The 22,523-nt window shown below is 44.8% G+C and carries 17 protein-coding genes; 2 read left to right on the forward strand and 15 right to left on the reverse strand.

Annotated features, from left to right (window positions below; translation table 11 throughout):
* Positions 1-89: 89 nt before the first annotated feature.
* The 4 genes from WBS51_RS03225 to WBS51_RS03240 are packed head-to-tail and all read right to left on the reverse strand — an operon-like array spanning position 90 to position 8,086.
* Complete coding sequence (locus WBS51_RS03225; protein ID WP_294459216.1) at positions 90-4,571, reverse strand: PolC-type DNA polymerase III; 4,482 nt, start codon at positions 4,569-4,571, stop codon at positions 90-92.
* Positions 4,572-4,590: 19 nt separating this feature from the next.
* Positions 4,591-5,643: a flavodoxin-dependent (E)-4-hydroxy-3-methylbut-2-enyl-diphosphate synthase gene (gene ispG, locus WBS51_RS03230; RefSeq protein ID WP_173748608.1), complete on the reverse strand. Its 1,053-nt coding sequence runs from the start codon at positions 5,641-5,643 to the stop codon at positions 4,591-4,593.
* Between the two features lie 13 nt (positions 5,644-5,656).
* On the reverse strand, positions 5,657-6,799 hold the full coding sequence (locus tag WBS51_RS03235) for a toxic anion resistance protein (protein WP_173748610.1): 1,143 nt from the start codon (positions 6,797-6,799) through the stop codon (positions 5,657-5,659).
* A gap of 3 nt (positions 6,800-6,802) precedes the next feature.
* The gene (locus WBS51_RS03240; RefSeq protein ID WP_291683205.1) at positions 6,803-8,086 is read right to left on the reverse strand and encodes a 5-bromo-4-chloroindolyl phosphate hydrolysis family protein; all 1,284 of its coding nucleotides are present in this window, start codon (positions 8,084-8,086) and stop codon (positions 6,803-6,805) included.
* Positions 8,087-8,306: 220 nt separating this feature from the next.
* Here WBS51_RS03240 and WBS51_RS03245 point away from each other — a divergent pair, with 220 nt between their 5' ends.
* On the forward strand, positions 8,307-9,332 hold the full coding sequence (locus WBS51_RS03245) for a branched-chain amino acid aminotransferase (protein WP_173748614.1): 1,026 nt from the start codon (positions 8,307-8,309) through the stop codon (positions 9,330-9,332).
* A gap of 34 nt (positions 9,333-9,366) precedes the next feature.
* On the opposite strand, the gene WBS51_RS03250 is transcribed toward WBS51_RS03245, so the two are convergent.
* The 10 genes from WBS51_RS03250 to WBS51_RS03295 all read right to left on the reverse strand — a co-directional run bounded on the left by WBS51_RS03250 (position 9,367) and on the right by WBS51_RS03295 (position 20,690).
* Entirely contained in the window at positions 9,367-10,620 is a 1,254-nt protein-coding gene (locus WBS51_RS03250) for a glucose-6-phosphate isomerase (RefSeq protein ID WP_173748616.1), read from the reverse strand.
* Positions 10,621-10,791: 171 nt separating this feature from the next.
* The gene (locus WBS51_RS03255; protein ID WP_173748618.1) at positions 10,792-12,279 is read right to left on the reverse strand and encodes a lactate racemase domain-containing protein; all 1,488 of its coding nucleotides are present in this window, start codon (positions 12,277-12,279) and stop codon (positions 10,792-10,794) included.
* A 19-nt stretch (positions 12,280-12,298) separates the two neighbouring features.
* On the reverse strand, positions 12,299-13,135 hold the full coding sequence (locus tag WBS51_RS03260; protein WP_173748620.1) for a triose-phosphate isomerase family protein: 837 nt from the start codon (positions 13,133-13,135) through the stop codon (positions 12,299-12,301).
* Between the two features lie 48 nt (positions 13,136-13,183).
* The gene (locus tag WBS51_RS03265) at positions 13,184-14,362 is read right to left on the reverse strand and encodes a diphosphate--fructose-6-phosphate 1-phosphotransferase (protein ID WP_173748622.1); all 1,179 of its coding nucleotides are present in this window, start codon (positions 14,360-14,362) and stop codon (positions 13,184-13,186) included.
* 234 nt (positions 14,363-14,596) lie between these two features.
* A complete protein-coding gene (locus WBS51_RS03270; RefSeq protein WP_291683203.1) occupies positions 14,597-15,658 on the reverse strand; it encodes an ABC transporter substrate-binding protein in 1,062 nt (353 codons plus the stop codon).
* A 59-nt stretch (positions 15,659-15,717) separates the two neighbouring features.
* A complete protein-coding gene (locus WBS51_RS03275; RefSeq protein ID WP_173748626.1) occupies positions 15,718-16,509 on the reverse strand; it encodes an ABC transporter ATP-binding protein in 792 nt (263 codons plus the stop codon).
* The gene (locus tag WBS51_RS03280; RefSeq protein ID WP_173748628.1) at positions 16,485-17,282 is read right to left on the reverse strand and encodes an ABC transporter permease; all 798 of its coding nucleotides are present in this window, start codon (positions 17,280-17,282) and stop codon (positions 16,485-16,487) included. Before WBS51_RS03280 ends, WBS51_RS03275 begins: the two co-directional genes overlap by 25 nt.
* Positions 17,283-17,545: 263 nt before the next feature.
* Entirely contained in the window at positions 17,546-18,697 is a 1,152-nt protein-coding gene (locus WBS51_RS03285) for a class II fructose-bisphosphate aldolase (protein WP_173748630.1), read from the reverse strand.
* Positions 18,688-19,863: an N-acetylglucosamine-6-phosphate deacetylase gene (nagA, locus tag WBS51_RS03290; RefSeq protein WP_173748632.1), complete on the reverse strand. Its 1,176-nt coding sequence runs from the start codon at positions 19,861-19,863 to the stop codon at positions 18,688-18,690. Before nagA ends, WBS51_RS03285 begins: the two co-directional genes overlap by 10 nt.
* Before the next feature lie 2 nt (positions 19,864-19,865).
* On the reverse strand, positions 19,866-20,690 hold the full coding sequence (locus WBS51_RS03295) for a sugar phosphate isomerase family (RefSeq protein ID WP_291683201.1): 825 nt from the start codon (positions 20,688-20,690) through the stop codon (positions 19,866-19,868).
* Between the two features lie 221 nt (positions 20,691-20,911).
* On the opposite strand from WBS51_RS03295, the gene WBS51_RS03300 reads away from it, so the two are divergent.
* Positions 20,912-21,973: a LacI family DNA-binding transcriptional regulator gene (locus WBS51_RS03300; RefSeq protein WP_173748636.1), complete on the forward strand. Its 1,062-nt coding sequence runs from the start codon at positions 20,912-20,914 to the stop codon at positions 21,971-21,973.
* Between the two features lie 54 nt (positions 21,974-22,027).
* Here WBS51_RS03300 and WBS51_RS03305 read toward each other — a convergent pair whose 3' ends face one another.
* Complete coding sequence (locus WBS51_RS03305) at positions 22,028-22,519, reverse strand: dihydrofolate reductase (protein ID WP_173748639.1); 492 nt, start codon at positions 22,517-22,519, stop codon at positions 22,028-22,030.
* Positions 22,520-22,523: the final 4 nt, after the last annotated feature.

Raw genomic sequence — 22,523 nt, forward strand, 5'->3', positions numbered from 1 at the left:
TTCCCGAAAAAGGGAATAGAATTCCTGAAAAAAATACAAAATTTTTCTGTTTCGACAGATACTCTATCCGTTTGCCAAAACGTTCTTCTTTATTGAAAATCAAACAGCGACATCTGATTAGACTGTGGCAGTTTCCCAAACAGGCCCAAATCATTCATCAAGTCAATCGTAGAAGCCGTCACCTTTGTCCGGTTTCGGAAGTCATCCAGAGACAAAAATTCTCCCTCTTCTGCCGCAGCCACCACAGCGTCGGCGGCTCTGTCCCCCAATCCTTCAATGGTATCCAGCGCAGGCATCAACTTATCCCCTTTTATCTGGAAGGTATGCGCATTGGCTTTATAAATATCAATAGGCACAAACTCAAATCCTCTTGCATACATCTCCTGCACAATTTTCATGTCTTTATAGGTATCCTGCTCTTTCTTGCTGAGCGTATCCTTTCTCCGCTCATAATCATCCATAAAATACTCCAGTTTTTCCTTTCCCTGGCACATGATTTCATAGGAAAATGCCGTAGCGCGTATACTGAAATACGCCGCATAATATGCCAACGGATGAAAAATTTTACAGTAGGCAATACGCCAGCCCATCATAACGTAAGCCGCTGCATGGGCTTTTGGGAACATGTATTTAATCTTTTTACAGGAAGCAATATACCAGTCCGGAACATCATGCTTTTTCATCTCTTCTTCCCATTCCGGCTTCAAACCTTTCCCTTTACGGACACTCTCCATAATGGTGAAAGCCTGCCCGTGTTCCAGGCCCTTATTGATAAGATAAATCATGATATCATCTCGGGTACAGATACAAGTGGTAATGGTTGCTGTACCGGATTTAATCAAATCCTGCGCATTCCCTAGCCACACATCCGTACCATGGGAAAGACCGGAAATACGCACTAAATCCGAAAAAGAAGTGGGGTTGGCGTCAATTAACATCTGCATGGCAAAATCGGTGCCAAACTCCGGAATCCCCAGACAGCCAAGAGGACAGCCGCGGATATCTGCCGGGGTAACTCCAAGGGCATCTGTACTCTTAAACAGAGACATAACCTCCTTGGAATCCAGCGGAATTTCCCTGGCATTAATTCCCGTAAGGTCTTCTAACATACGAATCATGGTAGGATCATCGTGCCCCAGAATATCCAGCTTCAGCAAATTGGAATCAATGGAGTGATAATCAAAATGGGTGGTAATAATGTCGCTGTTCATATCATTAGCCGGGTGCTGTACCGGAGTGAATTCTTCGATATCCCAGCCGATGGGAAGAACAATGATTCCTCCCGGGTGCTGCCCTGTGGTACGGCGGATACCGGTGCACCCCTGCACAATCCGGTTAATCTCGCAGTAACGCTTTCTCTGCCCCCGTTCCTCATAATATTTTTTCACATATCCGAAAGCTGTTTTCTCTGCCAGCGTACCGATTGTTCCCGCCTTAAAAGTCTGTCCTGCGCCGAAAATAACCTCTACATAGCGGTGGGCTTTTCCCTGATAATCCCCGGAAAAGTTCAAGTCAATATCCGGTTCCTTATCTCCTTTAAATCCCAGGAAGGTTTCAAAAGGAATGTCAAATCCCTCTTTAATCAGAGGCTCTCCACACACCGGACACTTCTTATCTGGCATGTCGCAGCCCGCTCTTCCCGAATAAGCCCGCACTTCCTCAGAATCGAAGTCCGAGTAATGGCATTTCGCGCAATAATAATGAGGGCTTAAAGGATTTACCTCTGTAATTCCCGACATGGTTGCCGCAAAAGAAGAGCCTACCGAGCCTCGGGAGCCTACCAGATAACCGTCGCTGTTGCTCTTCCATACCAGCTTCTGCGCAATCATATACATAACCGCATATCCGTTTGAAATAATAGAATTCAGTTCTCTTTCCAAACGCTCCTCCACGGCTTTTGGAAGATTGTCCCCGTAGATTTCATGGGCTTTATTGTAACAGATTTCCCGCAGCATATTATCCGAATTTTCAATCACCGGCGGACATTTTCCTTTGTGAATAGGAGAAATTTTCTCCACCATATCTGCAATTTTGTTCGGGTTGGTAATGACAATTTCCTCTGCCTTTTCCCGCCCCAGATAAGAAAATTCTTCCAACATTTCCTCTGTTGTACGCAGGTACAGCGGAGCCTGGTCATCTGCATCATCAAAACCTTTCCCAGCCATAATAATTCTCCGGTACACCTCATCTCCCGGGTCCAGAAAATGCACATCACAGGTTCCCACCACCGGTTTATTAAAGGCTTCTCCCAGCTTCACAATCTTTCGATTAATCTCCTGCAAATCCTCTTCACAAGTAATGTCGGAACGGTCCTCGCTGCGAATCATAAAGGCATTGTTGCCCAGCGGCTGAATCTCCAGATAATCATAAAAATTCACTAATCGGGCAATTTCCGCCTCCGGTCTGCCGTTTAATACGGCCTGATACAGTTCCCCTGCTTCACAGGCTGAACCAATAATCAATCCCTCCCGGTACTTCAAAAACAGGCTTTTGGGCACACGGGGACGCCTGTGATAATAAACCAGGTGAGAATCCGAAATCAAGTGGTACAGATTCACCCTTCCAATATCATTTTTCGCCAGAATAATGGCGTGATAGGTAGGCATTTTCTGAATAGAATTCACGGAAACCGCACCTTTTTCATTTAACTCATCCAGATTGAAAATATCTCTTTCCCTGCACATCTGAAGAAATTTCACAAAAATTTCAGCCGTACATGCTGCGTCATCCACGGCTCTGTGGTGATGTTCCAAAGAAACTCCCACGGCCTTTGCCACAGTATCCAGCTTAAAACGATTTAACTGAGGCAGCAGAAAACGAGCCATTCCCACGGTATCCACAATGGTATCCTCTCTCTCTATCCCCAAATCCTCATAATTTTTCTTAATAAAACTCATATCGAATTCTGCGTTGTGAGCCACCATCACACAGCCCCTGCAGAACTCCTCGAAACGGGGAAGAATCACATCAATGGTAGGAGCCTCTGCCACCATACTGTCATTAATGCTGGTTAACTGCTCAATGCGAAAAGGAATGGGAATTTCCGGATTCACAAACTCGGAAAACCGCTCGGTAATGTTTCCGTTTACCACCTTAACCGCACCGATTTCAATGATTTTGTCCTTCATGGCAGAAAAACCGGTGGTCTCGATATCAAAGACCACATAAGGAGCGTCCAGGCTCTGCCCCTGACTTTTCTGGACAATTCCTTTCAAATCATCCACCAGGTAAGCCTCCACACCGTAAATCACCTTAAAGTCCGAATCCTGCGGCACTACGCCGCCCCAGGCGTCAAAACAGTGATTGGCTTCAGGGAAAGCCTGTACCACTCCATGGTCCGTAATGGCAATGGCCTTATGTCCCCACTCATACGCTCTCTTAATAATAGACTTTGCGTCAGAAACACCGTCCATATCGCTCATTTTAGTGTGGCAGTGCAGCTCTACACGCTTTTGTGGATAATTATCGGAGCGCACAGTTCCAAAACTGGCAATCTTTTTAATCCCCACTACAGAGCCAATGGTCAGCTCACTGTCAAAGCGGTCTATGGTGGTAATTCCCTTTAATTTTACAAAGGCTTTTTCTTTTACCCCTTCGGTAATCTCCTCTACCTGATCGTTGCGGGCAAACATTTTTACCGTAATGGAATCCGTAAAATCCGTAATAGAAAAGATAATGATGGTCTTTTCGTTGCGGATTTCCCGCTTCTCCAGGCTCATAATCTGACCGCGGATACACACCTCTCCCATCTCTGTCTGCACGGTTTCTAAAGGAAGCGCCTCATCCTCGAAGTCTCTTCCGTACAATACATCCGGATTATCCGAGCGCTTGACACTCCGTCTGAAATCAGAGGAAAACTTCTCGTTTTTCCCCTTAGTTCTGGGTGTTTTCTCTCCGCTGCCAACCTGTTTTGCACTCTTCTTTTCTGTATTTTTTACTTCTTCTTTTCGTTCCTCTGCCGTATTCTCCGCCTCTTCTTTTCCTTTTCCAAGAGTTGACATTTCTATAATATGCGCAGCCTCCTGCGCAATGCGAATATCACTGTTCTTTCGGAATCTGCTTTCCTTTGCTTCCTGATATTCGGCTTCCACTTTCAGAGAAAATTCACACCGCTCACAGAACACCTTTTCCATATAGTGAATCAGTTCTTCTTCTTTACTTCTTGCCAGTACTGTGGACTGCAAAAGCATATGCATGGTATTGGTTTCCGGAAACGTAATAACAGCATTCCGGAACATATTAAAGACCAGAATGCTGTAATTTTTTAGTTCCAGTCCCATGGAAGACTGATACGCTTCAAAGAATAATTGGGGCGTATACTGGCTGGAAAGTGTAAATTTCTCCAACACCTTAACCTCCATGGGAACTCCCCTGAAACACTGGGACGCAATGGCTCTCTCCAGTGCGTAGATATACTTTTTATGAATCCACTGCCGGCTTCGGATATAAACCCGAATATGGTCCTTTCTCTGGTTCACGGATACCTTTATTACCACAACCTCTTCCAACAGGGCTTTCAGTTCTCCGTTTAATTCCAGATTCCGGAACACATCCAGAAATTCCTTTTCCATAACCGCATTGCCTCCATCTTTATTTCCAATTTGCAAGTTCTTCCCGCAAAGTAAAAAGCAGTTCTTCTTCCGGTACCTTTCGGATGATTTCGCCTTTCTTTATTAAAAGGCCCTCTCCTTTGCCTCCGGCAATTCCAATGTCCGCTTCCTTTGCCTCCCCCGGTCCATTAACCACGCAGCCCATAACGGCCACCTTAATGTCCAGAGGAAATTCCTGCACCATGTTTTCCACCTGATTGGCCAGTCCAATCAAATCAATTTTTGTTCTTCCGCAGGTGGGACAGGAAACCACTTCCACACCGCCTTTTCGCAGGTTCAGCGTCTTTAAAATCCGCTTGGCAGACTTAATTTCCTCTACCGGACTGCCCGTAAGCGATACCCGAATCGTATCTCCGATTCCCTGATACAAAATAATGCCCAGTCCCACAGCAGACTTTATATTTCCGGAATACAAAGTTCCCGCCTCTGTAATTCCCACATGCAGAGGATAGCAGGTTTCTTTTGCCAAAAGTTCATGGGCTTTTACACACATCAGAACATCCGAGGATTTAATGCTGATAACCAGATTGTCATAGCCCAAATCCTCTATGATTTTCACTTTATCCAGCGCGCTTTCCACCAAGCCTTCTGCTGTGACACCATGATATTTTTCCACCAGTTCTTTTTCCAACGACCCGCTGTTTACTCCTACACGGATAGGGATATTCCTTTCTTTTGCCGTATCCACTACCGCCTTGATTTTTTCTTTTTTGCCGATATTTCCCGGATTAATCCGAATCTTATCCGCCCCGTTTTCCATGGCTGCAAGAGCCATTTTATAATCGAAATGAATGTCTGCCACCAGTGGAATGTGTATCTGTTTTTTAATTTCTTTAACAGCTTTTGCCGCTTCCAGAGTAGGCACGGTACAGCGGATAATCTCGCAGCCTGCGGCCTCCAGTTCTAATATCTGGTTTACCGTTGCCTCTACATCTTCGGTAGGTGTGTTGGTCATGGACTGAATCAAAATAGGATTCCCGCCACCGATTTTCCGGTTCCCGATAGCAATGACCTTTGTGTTGTCCCGATACATACTGCCTTCCTCCTTAATGATTAATCTGCAGTAATTTCTGTTTTAATTCTCCCTCCAGACGGTAGATTTCCGCTTCTGCAGCTCTTCTCTTTTCCCGTCCTTCCTTTTGAATACTCATAACCTCATCAAAGGTACTGATTAAGGATTCATTGGTCTTCTGCAGAGTTTCAATATCTACAATACCGCGCTCGGATTCTTTCGCCGCTTCCACAGTAGCCAGCTTCAGAGTCTCTGCATTTTTCTGCAGCAGAGCATTGGTCATATCTGTCACTTCTCTCTGGGCTCTTGCCGCTTCCGTAGAATGTGCCACTCCAAGGGCAATCACCATCTGGCTCTTCCACAGGGGGATAGTATTGACAATGGTGGACTGTATTTTTTCTGCCATCAGCGTATCATTTCCCTGTACCAGACGAATCTGCGGTGCTGTCTGAATGGCAATCATCCTGGTCAGTTCCAGGTCGTGAATTTTCTTTTCAAACCGGTCGCAGAGAGAGTCCAAATCCTTTGCCGCCTGGGCGTCCTCCGGCAGACCACTGATCTGGGCTTTGCTCATAAGCTGGGGCAGTTCTGTGGCGCGGATTTCTTCCAGCTTCTGTTTTCCTGCCAGAATATACATGGATAATTCCTTAAAGTAGTTTAAGTTTAAGGCATACATCCTATCCATAATCGCTGCGTCTTTCATAAGCTGAATCTGATGTTTTTCCAGAGTTTCCACGATTTTATTCACATTGGTCTCCGCTTTGGCATACTTGTTTTTCATGGATTCCAGTTTGTTGGCTCCCTTTTTGAAGAATCCCATAATACCTTTGCGCTCTTCTTCCGCATCAAAGTTTTTCAGTTCTGTCACCACATCTTCCAGCAAATCGCCCACTTCGCCCAAATCCTTGGTGCGCACTTTGTCCAGCGCATCCTCCGAAAAATCCGCCATTTTCTTCTGTGTGCCTGCGCCATACTGTAAAATAGCAGTTGAATTGCGGATATCAATCTGTTTGGCAAAGTCATCTACCATCTTTCGCTCTTCCGGTGACAGAATACTGTCGTCCATCTTTGGCTCTGTGGGCTCTTCCTTCTTCACTTCTGCAACCGGTGCCTCCTCTTTTAAAGGTTCAAAAGTCAGGGTGGGTGTCACCGTAAAATCCTTTAATTCTTCGCTCATCTTCTATGATTCCTTTCTCTGAAAATTTTTTTCTTCCGTAAGCCCTTCCTGTGCCAGCATGGTTTTCAATACCGAAATGTCGGCAGAAACATCCCAGGCTGTTTCTTTATAAAAACTGTCCAGAAGATTTTCAAACGCTACGTTAATGGTATCCAGTGTATTTTCAATTTCCCTCTTGGCCGTTTTAATGTTTTCGCCTTCCAGACTCTGCTTGTCCAGTTCCTCGTAAGCATTCAGAAGTTTTACTGTGGTAGGAAGATAATAATCCATAAACTTATGTAAATCCTGAATCAGCTCCGGATGTTGTTCTACTCTCTGGAAAATCCGGAGAATTACATTTTCCATATGATAAATTTTGTTGGAAATTTCCACGCCTGGAATAGCGTCATTGCTTCTGCGGATTTCTTCGATATAACGGTCACCCTCTTCGATAACCTTTTTCACTTCCTCAGAAAGCTGCTGTCTGGGAGATTTTTTTTCTTGTTTCTTTAACTCTCTGGCATTTTCTTCTGTTTTCACATACTGCTCATAAGCTTCGTCACTGGCAATCAGACAAGTGCCTTTAGCATCCAGATGCCCCTCTAAAAACATGCGCTTATTAATCATTTTTTTCAAATCTCTGCGGACAAATTTCTCCGACTTTCTTACGCTTTTTGCCAACTCTCTGATGCTTCCATAAGGTTTCCCATTGAGGGTTTTCACATAAGTGCGGAATCGTTTAATCTTCTTTCTCAAATGGTTACCGCAAACCGCCATAATCAGACTCAGTGCAGTAGCTGTCCCAAAAACAGCCAGGATAGTCCCCAGTTTTACCGCAACTGTATGCACAAACAGAGATGCAATGATAAATCCCGCTGCAGTCGCCCCAAACATAATGGTCAATGCAATTCCCAATGTCGTAAGCAAAATCCCCATGGCTTTTGCACTTCCCGTATTGACAAATAAGGCAAACTCTTCTCTGGCTTCCTTCACTCGCTCAGATGACGCAGGGCTTCTGTAGTGTCCAAAGGGCCGATACCTGTAATTGGTACTATACCCATTCCCCGGCCCGTACGGTTTCGGCTCTTTATCCTGCCCGTATGGCTGATTCATTCCCTGCTGTCCCCGATAACGGTACTGCCCGGCCATATTTCCTGCATTTTTCATACTTTGTGCCACATTTCCCAATGCGCTCTCCAGAGTCTGTCCCAAGTCCCGGTTCAGTCTGCCGAAGTCTCCTGTATCAATGGCATTCTGCACAATATTTTTCACATCTCTCCCCAAATTATTCCAGTCATTTCCAGACATATCCTTCACTCCTCACTCTCAGTCCGCATCCTATTTTTTGCGTCCCAATTTTCTATTTAAAACTCTGTTCTTTTCACTCCCTTAAATTATATATGAAAGAATCCAAAAAAGCAACGGAACTTCTCTTGCAATTCACACGTTAAAGTTTTATAATGGTAAAAAATTAATTAATGATAAAAAATTACATACCGCATTCTGCGGCAGAATGGAGGAAATGGACATGGAGAAAAAGAACATTGACTGGTCTAATCTGGGATTTGGCTATGTAAAAACCGATTATCGTTTCGTATCTGACTTTAAAGACGGAAAATGGGATGAAGGAAAAATGACGCAGGATGACAAAGTAGTCATCAGCGAATGTGCCGGCGTCCTGCAGTACGCCCAGACCATATTTGAAGGAATGAAAGCTTACACTACACAGGATGGACGCATTGTTACCTTCCGCCCGGACTTAAATGCCAGCCGTATGGCAGATTCTGCCAGAAGACTGGAAATGCCGGTATTTCCGGAAGACCGTTTTGTTGAGGCTGTTGTAAAAACCATAAAGGCAAATGCCGCTTATGTTCCTCCTTACGGCTCAGGCGCAACCTTATACATCCGCCCCTATATGTTCGGCAGCAATCCTGTTATTGGAGTGAAACCTGCAGACGAATATCAGTTCCGTATCTTTACCACCCCGGTAGGACCGTATTTCAAAGGCGGTGTGAAACCTCTGACCATCCGCGTCAGTGATTTTGACCGGGCTGCCCCACACGGAACCGGACACATCAAAGCCGGCCTTAATTATGCTATGAGTCTGCATGCAATTGTGGATGCCCATCAGCAGGGATATGATGAAAACATGTATCTGGACGCAGCTACCAGAACAAAAGTCGAAGAAACAGGCGGCGCCAACTTCCTGTTTATTACAAAAGACGGAAAAGTTGTCACACCGAAATCCGACAGTATTCTTCCTTCCATTACCCGCCGCTCTCTTATGTATGTAGCAAAAGAATACCTTGGACTGGAAGTGGAAGAACGGGAGGTATTCCTGGATGAATTAAAGGATTTCTCAGAATGTGGTTTGTGCGGTACAGCCGCCGTTATTTCTCCGGTGGGAAAAATCGTAGACCACGGAAAAGAAATCTGCTTCCCAAGCGGCATGGAAGCCATGGGACCGGTGACACAGAAACTTTACGAAACACTGACCGGTATTCAGATGGGGAAACTGGAGGCACCGGAAGGTTGGCTGAAGGTGATTGAATAACAACCTGGAGGGTGATGGTTTCTCACCCTCTTTTTTATTTCCCCAATGCCTCAAACATCCACTTCTTATACGCCTCTACCCCCGGCTGGTCAAAGGGATTCACTTCCAGAATCCTGGCCGACACATAGCAGGCGAACAAAAAGAAGTAAAACAACTGTCCGAAGTGGTAAGCATCCAGTTTCTCAATCTCCAGGATAAGGCATGGAAGCTTTTCTCTGTGCGCTTTTACCGTAGCATGGAAAGAGGCCTTATTCATATCCCAGAAATCTTTCCCGTTGAGGTAATCAAATCCATCCTCCACCCGGTCTTGTTCGGCATACAAGGACGCGTTCTGCTCCTGTACATCCAGAAACGTCTCAAACATCAGCGGCGCTCCGTCCTGAATATACTGCCCCACTGCATGCAGTTCCTCGCAGAATTCTGCCGCCACAGGGAAAAGCCCTTTGTTTTCTTTGCCTTCCGTTTCCCCGAAAAGCTGCACCCACCATTTATAAAACCACCGAAGTTGAGGTTCAAAGCCTGCCAGCATTTCCAGCTTATACCCTTTTTCATAATACATATTCCGAAGACAGGCATACTCATAAGCCGGATTTTCCTCACTTCCCCCTTTGTGAAGCTGTTTTTCCATATCGGCAGCGCCTCTTACCAGACTTTTCATATCAATTCCCGCCACAGCCATGGGAAGCAGCCCCACGCTGGTCACAGCAGAAAAACGTCCCCCTACATTTTGCGGAAATTCCAGAAACGTGTATCCGTGTTTTTTGCAGAGTTTTTCCAGAGAACTTCCCCTTGTGCCGGTTGCTATCATTCTTTTCCCTGCCTGTTCTCCATACCTTTCATACAAAAATTTCCGCAGGATACGGAAGGAAGCCCCCGGCTCCAATGTTTCAAAGTTCTTGGCAATGCAATCGATATAAACGGATTTTCCCTCCAGACTTTTCAGCATTTGATTTAACGCATAAGGTGACAGTGTATGGCCTGCATACACAATTTCTACTTTACGGTCTGTCTGAATGGCTTCGATGACGGAACGGGCCGCATTATTGGAGCCTCCCACTCCCACGATTACAAAAACGTCTGCCTCTTCCCGGATTTCATCGGCCAGCTTCTGAATCCTTTCTGTCTGTTCCACATCTGCCCATTCTGCTGTATGAAACCAGCCCAGCGAATCTTTATAATCTGTTTCGCCCTCCAGAATCTGATTCAGAACGCTTCTTTTTCCTTCCATATACTCCTTTAATTCCTGCTTGATATTGGGATTTTTGTCTTCTATTTTTAAATTCAACATTCCTTTTTCCTCCTTGGATTTCCCCGTTTCCCCAACTGCTTCTTCCGCAAATAAACGAAAAGCAGGCTGTCCCCAACCACGCTGCAAAATTTTACAATTTTCCACATAGCGATAAAAGACAACCCACTTTCTATTATTTATCCTATTTTATCCCTTTCTCTCTGCCTTTTCTCAACCCATGCAAGGATGACAGTGTCCGTAAGCATCCATACAGTCCTCTTCCGGATTTTTCATACAGAGATGAACTGCCGATTTTTTGAAGGTCAGAGGCAGGGCCAGAATATTCGGAGTTTCCCCAACAAATTTCTTCTTGGCATCCTCCAGAGCTTCTTCAAAGGTGGCTCTTGTTTTCAGTCCCATGCCCCTTGCATAACCAGGTTCCTGTGCGCCTACAATGTAAATCGCACTGGTATTCATTTCTGCAATATGTCCGCAGGAAATCATACTAAAGCCATGGAATGGATGGAACGCATTTGTAAAACGGTATTTCCGGATATACTCTTCGTTTGTAGCAAAATACTCGCCATAGCGGTTCACATCCGGCAGTGTGTTCATGTAATCATGCTGGAAAACATCATACATTTCTCTCAAATACGGCCACAGTTCATCATGGAAAAAGCCGTTGCACAGAGAAGAACAGATGATAACACAGTTATCACTCATGACACGTTTGTAACGCAGTACCTGTGCGCTTAAAGCCTGCATCATCATAATCGGGTTTGTTCCCATGCCGTCCCCGTAATGGAATTTCTGCGGCATACCAAATACCAGAACATCGTATTTCTTCTCTGCCCAGTGTACATAAGTCCTCTTGTCAGCCAGTTTCCAGCTTTCCGGCATCATTTCTTTTGCATAACCGGAATAAATCGCAATCTGTCTGGAATTTGTATCCAGGACTGCGTCACAGCAGAAGAATGGATGTCCCATTTTCTCTTCCATATGCATGGAAATCTCATCAAATTTCGTTCTCATAAGACTGCCTCCGTTTACAGGAGTAAAGTCTTTTCTGTGCATAACGGACGGAACATGGTGGCTGGCAATGCTCTTCCAGTTTGTAATACCGGTTGCGCTGTGTTTGTATCCACCGGAATATCCGCCATAAGGATTTCCCTGTACATGACCAATCAGAATCGGAATATCACATTCATATACATATTTATTCATGTAAACCGGGTCCCCTCTTCTGGTGGTTCCCAGATTCACCATATGCTCCTGGTCTTCGCTGTCGTGGCTGATAATTTGTCCTGTGTGCCAGAATTCATGGAACAATTCTTCTCCGAAAATAGCCTTTGCGTCAGATTCCTTACTTCTTGGGTGCAGACCGTTTGAGATAATGAATAAAATATCTTTCTTTTCCACACCTGCTGCATAGAGTTCTTCCAAAATATATTTGATACTCAGTTTTCTGTGGCTGGTCGCCTGTTCCCCGCCTTTTACTCGGTCCGGAACTACAAAGGTAACGGTGCTGCCCTTATGAGCCAGTTCTGTCAGTGTAGGCATGCCGATGGGATGCGCCAAACTTGTGAGATAAGCGTCTCTTAATTTGTCTTCCGGTATGTAGTCCGGGTCTTTTACCGTTTCACCCGGAATAAAAATGTCTGTGTTATCCGGCAGTTCTGCTGCCATAGTTCCCTGTCCGTATTCAAATTCTAATTTCATAACCTTATTCCTCCTGATTTTATGCATTCATATAAAGACCGATGATTTCCAGATATTCTTCCGGATAGTAACCTATTTCACCCTGAAATCTGGTAAGAGCAATGAGTCCGCCGTCGATTTCCGGTATAGAAGCCAGCATGGCTGCATTGTCCTGCTTCAGCCCGCCTCCGTATACCATATCCATGCCCGCTGTCTTTTCTTTGACAAATCTGGCAATCTTCGTGATATATTCTTTATCTGCCGGAGTTTTGCCCGGTCCAATGGACCAAACCGGTTCATAGGCAATGGTTACCATGGATTTATCCACATCCTGCAGTCCGATTTCCAACTGCTCTCCCAAAACTTCCTGCCACTGCTCTTGTTCTTCGCTCTTTTCCCCAATACAGTACAGAACTTTCAGCCCCTGAGCTACCGCGCATTTGATTTCCTGATTCAAAATACGGTTCACGGCTTTGGTATCTTTACATCCGGCTTCTGCCAGAATCCCATTTAAGTTGTTCCGTTCCTCACAGTGTCCGATAATCACGGCTTCACAGCCCGCCGCTTTCATCGCTGCTGCCGGTCTTCCGGTTGTAAAGGCCCCGAAGTTTCCACCGGGCTGTACGTCATTCCGGAATACTCCCTGACAGCCCACCTGAACCGGACTTTCTTCTGTCTTTGCCCCAATAGCGGAGAACAGGTGAATTTCAGGGAAAAACATAGCAAACTCCACATCCTCTTTTGCATAAGGTTTCAGCTTTTCCTGTGTTTCCTTTACTATATAACTGCCCCATTCCCGAACATCCGCAATCCGGTTTACACCGCCCAACTCTGCAGGCACATCAAATCTCTTTAAATTCAGATAAATATGTTTCATCTTTTTTCCTTTCTGTGTTTCCCTTTTCAAACCGAACGAAACACGCTTTTACTTTTTTCCATAAAATCCGTTAAACGATACCATATCCGGAAGTTCTTCTCCGATAAGAGGTCTGCACCAGTCCAGAAAGGCCCCGGTCACACCATTGCCCTCTTCATTGATAAATTCCTCCGGCATGGTCCTCTCATACATCATAACCTCATCAATATCCACCAGAAACGCTTCTATGTGATATGGATTTTCTGAAGTCCGTTTAAATGCCACCATCTTCCCGGACTCTCCATCAAGGGCAGCCCGGCATGCTGTTTCTCCCGCAAGCTGCGCTTCCTGACAGTCCACCGGACTTTGCAGACCAATGGATGCCCGGCCCAGAAGCCCCGGTTTTTCTCCTCTGGCTTTATACCCCAGCTTCTGAATCACCAGGTTAGCCAGATGAGAACTCACATCTCCGAAATACGTAGCCCGTTCTGTTTTAAAAACCGGTTTGACAATGGGGTTTCCCTCTTTGTCTGTGAGCCCTTCACTGGCCACTACCACAATGCCGCTTTTCTCTTTCAGCCTATTTTCCACATCTTTTATAAACTGTTCTTCATCAAAAGGACGCTCCGGAAGGTAAATCAAATCCGGTCCGTATCCTTTCTCCCCGGCCAGCGCACTGGCTGCCGTAATCCAGCCTGCATTTCTACCGGAAGCCTCCATCACCACTACATGAATTGGCAGGGAACGCACATCCGCACACAATTCTTCCGTACAGGCTGCAATATAGCGGGCTGCACTTCCAAAACCGGGACTGTGGTCTGTCACCGCAATATCGTTATCTGTAGTCTTGGGAATCCCCATAACACGGATATCCAGATTTCTGGCCTGACAGGTTTTATGCAGTTTCCCGCAAGTATCCATCGTACCGTTGCCTCCATTAAAGAGCACATATTTTATCTCTCTCTTTACCAGAATATCTGCCATTTTTTCATAGTCTTCCTGCCAGATAGGGTCTCTGGACGTTCCAATGGCAGTTCCTGGAGTCTGCAGAAGCAGTTCCAGCTTTTCTTCCGGCACATTTTCTAATGCAAGAAAATGCTCTTCCAGAACACCTCCCGTTCCATTTTCAGCTCCGTAAATATGTTCCAGCTTTCCGTATTTTTTTGCTTCTTTGATTGCCCCGTACAGAGAAGCGTTTAAAACTGCCGTAGGCCCGCCTCCATGTACAATCAGTAAATTCTCTGCCATGCTTCTTTTCCTTTCTCAATCTTCTATAAAATTTGGAGTTCCCTTTGAAACACAGAATTTTTCTTTTCCATATTTCGGGAAGTTCTTTGGCACAGGGAAAAACGTGTTTTCCATATGACAAAAAACAGGGGCTGCCGCTTTCTGTAATTTTCTGTATACAACAAACGCGGCAGCCCCTCCCCCAATTTTCAATCCTCTGTTTTTCCTACAGCTGCACCTGACAAGTTTGGAAGCTTATTTTCCTGCCTCTTCCATAATGTCAAACAGTACATAGTCCTCAACCGGAACTTCTTCTTTTATCTTTCCTGCATCCAGGAAGTTTTTCTGCTGAATTTCATAGTATCCTGCAACGGTTCCGTCACCAACTTCTTTCAACAGTTCTTCGGAAGTAATCCATGCACCGTCTGTTGTCTGACCCATAGCCGTTTCTACATCTGTTTTTGTTTCATCTGCCACATATCCGGCAACTTCTTCAAAGTTTTCTTCTTTTGCACCGAAGTCCATGGCTTTATACAATGCTCTTGTGTATCTTACCAGCAGGTCTTTGTTCTTCTCTGCATATTCCGGCATACATACCCAGCTTGCCGGGTCTGCTGCAATGTCAGAGAAGTCTGCGTTGCTTACGAAAATCTGTGCGTCATCGCCTAACTCATCCGTGATAACCTTTGTGTTCGGTGACCATGGAGCACAGGCGTCAATGGAACCGGAAATCATGGCACTTGGCATGTTGGTAACTTCCATGTTGTATGGTTCAATATCGTCCATAGTAAGCCCTACAGAGTTCAGAGCGCGAAGCAAAATTGTCTCAGAAGATGTACCGGAAGCATACGCTACTTTTTTACCCTTTAAGTCTTCCAGGGAATTTACACCGTGGGATTTCAGCCCCATCACGCAGTCTGCATCACCCAACTGCTGGAAGCAGAATACGTCTACATTTCCCTGAATTGCCAGTGTATGAGCGCCAGGGCCGATATAAGCCACGTCCATAGAACCGGATTCCATAGCTGCAATTTCTGTAGGACCGTCATCAAACTTTGTCAGTTCTACTTCAATGCCTTCTTCTTCAAAAAATCCTTTTTCTCTCGCTGTGGTAACAACCCATAAGGAAGCGTAATTCGGCATATAAGCCACTTTTACCTTGTCCAGTTCTTTGGACTCTTCTTTTTTCTCCCCTGCATCTGCAGACGCTTCTTTGTTGTCCTTGGTGCCTGCCGCCTTGTCGTCACCGCCGCAGCCTGCCAACATTGTCATTGCAGTCGCTGCTGCCAGTACCATTGCCAATAATTTCTTCTTCATGAAAAAATCCTCCTTAAAAATATAGTTTTTATGTTCTCACAGGTCGCCCCTTGTAAGTCCTATTTTCTAACCTCCAGGTATTCCTGGTATACCTGACCCCAGATATGGTTTTTCAGTTCAATGAAACGCTCGCTCATTTTTGTTTCCTGGTCTCTCGGATATGGAATATCAATATCCACCACTTCTTTAATCCGTCCCGGGCGGGCACTCATAATCACTACCCTGGTAGCCAGTACAATGGCCTCCTCAATGTCATGCGTTACAAAGAAACAGGTTTTATTCTCTTCCTGCCATGCTTTTAATAACTCTGTCTGAAGCTGCGTCCTGGTCTGTGCATCCAAAGCGCCGAAAGGCTCATCCATGAGAAGTACTTCCGGATTCATGGCATAAGCTCTTGCAATCGCAACCCTCTGTTTCATACCGCCGGATAATTCCTTTGGATAAGAATCTGCGAATTTTTCGAGTTCTACCATTTTCAGATATTTCATGGCAATGCTGTCACATTCGTCTTTGGAGAGTCCCTTTAACTTCAGACCAAACTCTACGTTTTTCTTAACTGTCAGCCACGGAAACAGCGCATACTGCTGAAATACCACACCTCTGTCTGTTCCGGTTCCCTGAATCGGTTTGCCGTCTACCAGAATCTGTCCGGCTGTAGGCTCTAAAAGTCCGGCAATAATATTTAACAGGGTGGATTTTCCACAGCCGGACGGCCCGATTACACAGATAAATTCATTTTCTTTAATATCAAAATTTACACCATTCAGAGCAACTACCTCTCCCTTACGGGTATTGTACTTTTTCTCTATGCCCTGAATACTTACCTTTATATTTCCCTCTTTTCCTGCCATCCTGTTAACTTCCTTTCAAAGAATTTAAGAACTTTTTCTGCAATCATACCGATTACACCAATAATGATGATGTAAAGCAGCATAGGTGTTGTCTCATAAGAGTTGGCCAGAGATTTAATCCTCATACCAAGACCTGCAATGGCTCCGGTGGACTCTGCCGCAATCAGAGTCGTCAGTGCAGTAGAAATACCAAGTCTTACTGCCGTAATGATAAATGGTGTCGTAGCCGGAAAGATAACCTTCACGAACAGCTGCGCATCATTGGCTCCCAATACTCTTGCCGCCTTAATCAACGTTTCATCCACATTGATAACACCCTGGAAAATCGTAACGGTCATAATCAGGAAAGTGGCCAGACAGATAACGATAATCTGCGGTGTACGTCCAACACCAACACCAATAACAACCAACGGTACATATGCTAATGGCGGGATATTTCTAATAAACTGAATCCACGGCTCAAGAATAAACCGTACCGGTCTGTACCAGGCCATCAGAAAGGCTACCGGCACAGAAATCACAAATCCCAGAAGAAATCCCCAGAATACGGAAATCAAACTGCTTCCGATATCCTGCAGCAAAATTCCTCTTTCTCCCTGCATTAATCCTATGGACTCCACTACTTTCACCGCATTTGGAAAACATCTTGCTGTCTGCGGCGTCACAGATAACAGCGTCCATACAAGCATGGCAACGATAAATGAAATAAACAGCCATATCCCTTTTGGTATTTTGCTAATAAAATCAGCACCGCCCTTGTTTTTTTTCCCCATTTTAAACCTCCGCTTTCTTTCGTTTCGGTATTTCGCACCAAAACACATTTCTTATTTGTTTTTCTATTGACATTATCCCCTATATAGGGTTTTGTTTCAACTGTATTTTAAGCAAACGTTTGATTGTTTTGTTTATTTTTGTGTTTTATCAAAGTAAAATATTGCGCAAGATAGCAAAAAAGCATAAAAATTTGAGCAGCGCCTTTTTTGCGCTGCCCAAACCTCACATTTTTCTGTGCATTTTGCACTTTTGACTCTATTTTTTACATTCTTTTATAACGTTCTGCCATTTCCTCAAGAGAAACCTGTTCCACCAGCGGCGCTTTTCCGTAAGAACCAAACTCTACAATCAAAGTTCCGATAGCTTCTTTTACACCTTTCTCAATCACTTCTACCAATTCCGCCCTGTCCTTATCCGGAACCATTCCATACATAACCGTATCCATAATTGGCGGCAGAAAGGCTCTTGGGTCAAACTGCTCTCTCTTCTCTTCCAGCAGCTGATAAACGCCTCCAATAGACGGACTGTTTCTCTTTTCCGGATGTTGTGCGAAATATTCTTTCATATTTCTGGTAACAGCCAGACGAATATCCGTGTCCACATTAATTTTGCCAATGCCACAGGGAATGGCAGCTTTCAGTTCTTCAATGGAAATACCATGTGCATTCTGAATATTTCCGCCCAGTGCATTGATTTCCTCTACAATATATCCGGGTACTGTAGAGGAACCGTGAGATACCAGAACTCCAAAGAGATTTTCATGCATCATGCACTCTTTAATTGCAATAGCAATTTCTTTTCTCAGCTTTACACCTTTTCCTTTGGAAGCCCCATGCATAGTTCCATAAGAAATGGCCAGGGCATCACAGCCTGTTTTCCGAAAGAATTCCACTGCCTTTAAAGGATTGGTATAAGTAGAGGTGGCGGAAAATACATGGTCTTCCACGCCGGCCAGTACACCTAATTCTCCTTCTACAGATACGCCCCTTTCATGGGCATATTTTACCACTTCTCTGGTCAGTTCCACATTTTCCTCAAAAGGAAGGGAAGAACCGTCAATCATAACCGACGTATATCCACCTTCAATGGCTGCCACACAGGAATCAAAATTTTTGCCGTGGTCCAGGTGCAGAACAACCGGTATAGGTGAATTTTCTGCGTATTTTTTTACTGCTGCCGCAATATTTTTTGCGCCTACTTTTTTATCTTCCAGGGTAGCATTCTGAAAATCTGTGCGTCCTCCCATAAATCCGTTGGCCAAATCCGCCCCCTGCAGAATTGCTGCGGAACGGAACATTTCGTGTACTTCAATGGCTGCTTTTGCCTGTGCCACTGCATTTACATTAAAAGCCCCCTGGGCAAAATGATATTTGTCAACGGTTTCCAACAATGGTCTCAATGGTATTAATGGCATGATGATTCCTCCTGTTTTTCAATTTTCATTCCTTTTACAAAAGTTTCCAGAATATTGTAATTTTCATCTAAAATGAGTATATCTGCGTCTTTTCCCACTTCCAGACTGCCAATATGCTCCTCTGCGTGTATCAGTCTGGCCGGATTCATGGTAAGCAGCGGCAGAACGTCTTCCATAGACTCTCCCGTAAATTCGATCAGCCGCTTCAGAGCTGTTCCCGTAGTCAGCGTACTGCCGGCCCGGACACCGTTTGGCAGTTTGGCATCTCCGTCTTCCACAATCACATCATTGACTCCCAGCTTGTACGCTCCGTCCGGAAGTCCTGCGGCCATAATAGAATCAGTCACAGCTACCACTCTGTCATGGCCTTTTGCCTTTAAAATCATACGGACACTGCCCGGGTGCAGATGTCTTCCGTCACAGATAGTTTCACAGTATACATCGTCCGCTTCCAGCACAGCCCCCATAATTGCAGGGAAATGCTGATGAAACAGCTTCATGGCATTGCAGGTGTGGGTACAGGCTTCGGCTCCGTTTTCAATACATTTTCTTGACGTCTCATAATCCGCTCCGGAATGACCGATGGCAACGGTTATGCCCAGCTTTCTGATTTCAGGAATGGATTCCGGAATTCCCTCTACCTCCGGCGATACTGTAATATACCGAATGTTCCCCCGGGCTTTTTCCTGATATTCCCGTAAAAGCTCTATATCCGCCCCCCGAAGCAGGGATTCAGGCATGGCCCCTTTAAATTCCACGGATAAAAAAGGTCCTTCCAGATGAATTCCCAGCAAATCTGCACAGTTTTCGTGGTCTTCTTTATGCTTCAGCACTTCTGCAATGACCTTTTCCGTTTGTTCTTTGGTATCGGTCAAAATCGAACAAAGCCAGGTTGTAGTTCCCTGCTGTGCAAAAAAATAACCGATTTTCTGAAATTTTTCTTTGGAAGCTGCATTGACGTCAAAGCCGCAGCCGCCGTGGGTGTGAATATCGATAAAGCCGGGAACTACCGCATTGCCTTTGACATCATGGATGATTCCATCTGTAATTTTCTCAGACGGGCTGCAGATTCTGGTAATCCTCCCATCTTCCATACAGAGATTTTTTCTTTCCAGGCGGCGTTTTTCATATCGGTATACATATCCGCCGGTAATCCAGGTTTTCATCTCTATCCCTCCAGTGCAGCTACAAACTCTGTAATCTTCAGATTAATGTCCGGATGTCCGGTAAGAAGGGATACCGGGAAATCAGAAGTTGCCTCTCCGTAAGCTGTACGGCGTACCACTGCTCTGTGCCAGTTTCTGAAGCATCCCAGTCTGATTTTTTTTGCATGGGCAATTTCCCAGATACCAATGGTCACACAGTAATGAGGCATATCTTCCAGTGCACCGTTAAAATCTCCAATGGCATTTGCAGTTCTGGTTTCCTTTGTAATCTCCAGCACTCTGGTCTTCTGCGCCAGAAATTCTTCCTTGCTCATAGAAGCGTCTGCTTCGTTGAACGCCACATGACCGTTGATACCGATACCGCCAAAACAAATATCCACACCGCCCAGCTTTTCAATCAATTCCGGTATGTATCCCAAATTTTCCGGATCCGGGAAAACCCTCTGTTCTTCCGGCATCAAAAGTTCTTTTTCGATTTTTCCATATACTTCACGGTTCATAAAGCCTCGAAAACTTAACGGATGGGTTTCCGGCACCCACTTTTTGTCGTCCTCCAGATATTCATCCATGTTGATGAACCATACATTTTTCAGGCTGATTTTTTCCGTATTTACCTTTTCCACAAAAAACGGATACTGTCCTACCGGGCCTACAGGGCAAATAAATACTGTTTTTTCCCCTTTTTCGTTGTGGGACTTGATTTCCTCTGCCATTTCCTCTGCCATAGAGCGAAACACCGCTTCATTGTTTTCCATAACCAGCACAGGAAGTTTCGGGTTATTGCTTAAAAGTTCTTCTCTGGTATAGCTGTAATATGCATGTCTCATATCAGTTCTTCCTTTCCATACGATTGGTCATTGTACTATAAATCTTATCTTTGTAGTTCCGATTATACGATAATCACCATACATTTTCAACAAACCTTTCCCAAAAGCCCCTTGTTTTTATATTCTATTTAAGCAAACGTTGTCTTATATTTTGTTGTCATAATCCGTCATTTCAGTTATAATATACTTATCTATTAACTCTTGTATTGTGAGGTTTGAATATGACTTTAAAAGAAATCGCCCAAAAAGCAAACGTATCCATATCCACGGTTTCCCGTGTCATTAATCAAAAAAACACAAAAGCAGCAAGCCCTGAAGTTCAGGAACGTATCTGGGAAATTGTGCGGGAGAGCGGCTATACGCCCAATACTTCTGCACGGGCGCTGAAAATGGGGACAAAAGCACCTGCTGCAATCACCTCTTTGCCGAAAACGATTTCCTGTATTTACGCAAGAGGAGAAACCGCAGTTTCCGACCTTTTTTTCTCGCATATTGCCAAGGCCATTGAGCAGGAAGCTTTTAAAAGCAACTTTTTCATCAAACATTCTTTCACTGCTCTTGATATTGCCAATGCGGAGGTTGCCGCCCGGGTAGCTAATTCTCCTGCCGACGGAGCCGTGATTCTGGGTCGTTATGACAAACAAATGCTGAAATTTTTCACAGAACATTATAAGCATATTGTATATGCAGGACTAAACCCCATGGGAAGCAAATACGACCAGGTGGTATGCGATGGAAGAGAGATTACCTACAGCGCCATTTCCTATCTCCATGAACTGGGGCATACTAAAATCGGCTATATCGGAGAGCAGAACAACGAAATCCGCTATACGGCTTTCAAGGAGGCTTTAAAATCCCTGAATCTGCCCTTTTTACAGAAAAATACAGCAAACGTAAAACTTTCCCACGAAGGCGGCTACCAGGGAGCTTATCATCTTATGGAAGCCAAATCCGACATAACGGCCATTTTCTGTGCCAATGACAATACTGCCATCGGGGCCATCAAAGCCATCCGGGAAAAAGGATACCGGATTCCGGAAGATATTTCTATCATTGGTGTGGATGACATCGAAACCGCCCAGTATCTCTCTCCCATGCTGACCACCGTACACATTCCCACAGAAGAAATGGGACAGCTGGCTGCCAAGATTCTCATTGACCGGATTAACGGCGGACACAGAATTCCTTTGAAAGTAATTCTGCCCTTCCACATTGCCAAACGGGACACCTGCGCAAAGCCTGCACGAAACGGGAAAACCTTTCTGCAAATGCCCCCAGGGTAAAAAAACAGCAGAAAGCTGCAATGGCGTTTTTCTCCTGCAGCTTTCTGCTGTTTTTTATTTTTTCACTCTCTCATATGTCCGGAATTCGTATTCAATATCAAAATACGTCTGTTCTTCGCTTCTCTCAGTCACTTTCCACTCTTTATCCTCATCCAGATTTGGGAAAAAGGTATCTGCTTCGTAGGCAAAATCAATTTTTGTCACATGAGCCTTGTGGCAGTAAGGCAGCATCTGTTTATAAATGCTGTCCCCGCCGATAACGTAAACGTCTTCCTTATATTTTTTCACTTCTTCCAGAGCTTCTTCCACGCTGTGCACTACAATGGCATCCTTTACCCGGTAATTCTTGTCCCTTGTAAGAACAATGTTCACCCGGTTCTTCAATGGAAGTCCTCCCGGAAAACTCTCCAATGTTTTTCTTCCCATAATCACCACATTTCCCGTGGTTGTGGTACGGAAAAATTTCATATCCGCCGGAATACTTACCAGCAGTTTATTCTCTTTTCCAATGCCCCAGTTGGCGTCTGCCGCTACAATCAGATTCATACTG

This window comes from Blautia acetica, assembly GCF_038739805.1.
Classification (GTDB): domain Bacteria; phylum Bacillota; class Clostridia; order Lachnospirales; family Lachnospiraceae; genus Blautia.

Bases quoted from the DNA above. Each gene is read 5' to 3' on its own strand.
- WBS51_RS03225 (WP_294459216.1), bottom strand. From the start codon at position 4,571: ATGGAAAAGGAATTTCTGGATGTGTTCCGGAATCTGGAATTAAACGGA.
- ispG (WP_173748608.1), bottom strand. From the start codon at position 5,643: ATGTATCGGGACAACACAAAGGTCATTGCTATCGGGAACCGGAAAATC.
- WBS51_RS03235 (WP_173748610.1), bottom strand. From the start codon at position 6,799: ATGAGCGAAGAATTAAAGGATTTTACGGTGACACCCACCCTGACTTTT.
- WBS51_RS03240 (WP_291683205.1), bottom strand. From the start codon at position 8,086: ATGTCTGGAAATGACTGGAATAATTTGGGGAGAGATGTGAAAAATATT.
- WBS51_RS03245 (WP_173748614.1), top strand. From the start codon at position 8,307: ATGGAGAAAAAGAACATTGACTGGTCTAATCTGGGATTTGGCTATGTA.
- WBS51_RS03250 (WP_173748616.1), bottom strand. From the start codon at position 10,620: ATGTTGAATTTAAAAATAGAAGACAAAAATCCCAATATCAAGCAGGAA.
- WBS51_RS03255 (WP_173748618.1), bottom strand. From the start codon at position 12,279: ATGAAATTAGAATTTGAATACGGACAGGGAACTATGGCAGCAGAACTG.
- WBS51_RS03260 (WP_173748620.1), bottom strand. From the start codon at position 13,135: ATGAAACATATTTATCTGAATTTAAAGAGATTTGATGTGCCTGCAGAG.
- WBS51_RS03265 (WP_173748622.1), bottom strand. From the start codon at position 14,362: ATGGCAGAGAATTTACTGATTGTACATGGAGGCGGGCCTACGGCAGTT.
- WBS51_RS03270 (WP_291683203.1), bottom strand. From the start codon at position 15,658: ATGAAGAAGAAATTATTGGCAATGGTACTGGCAGCAGCGACTGCAATG.
- WBS51_RS03275 (WP_173748626.1), bottom strand. From the start codon at position 16,509: ATGGCAGGAAAAGAGGGAAATATAAAGGTAAGTATTCAGGGCATAGAG.
- WBS51_RS03280 (WP_173748628.1), bottom strand. From the start codon at position 17,282: ATGGGGAAAAAAAACAAGGGCGGTGCTGATTTTATTAGCAAAATACCA.
- WBS51_RS03285 (WP_173748630.1), bottom strand. From the start codon at position 18,697: ATGCCATTAATACCATTGAGACCATTGTTGGAAACCGTTGACAAATAT.
- nagA (WP_173748632.1), bottom strand. From the start codon at position 19,863: ATGAAAACCTGGATTACCGGCGGATATGTATACCGATATGAAAAACGC.
- WBS51_RS03295 (WP_291683201.1), bottom strand. From the start codon at position 20,690: ATGAGACATGCATATTACAGCTATACCAGAGAAGAACTTTTAAGCAAT.
- WBS51_RS03300 (WP_173748636.1), top strand. From the start codon at position 20,912: ATGACTTTAAAAGAAATCGCCCAAAAAGCAAACGTATCCATATCCACG.
- WBS51_RS03305 (WP_173748639.1), bottom strand. From the start codon at position 22,519: ATGAATCTGATTGTAGCGGCAGACGCCAACTGGGGCATTGGAAAAGAG.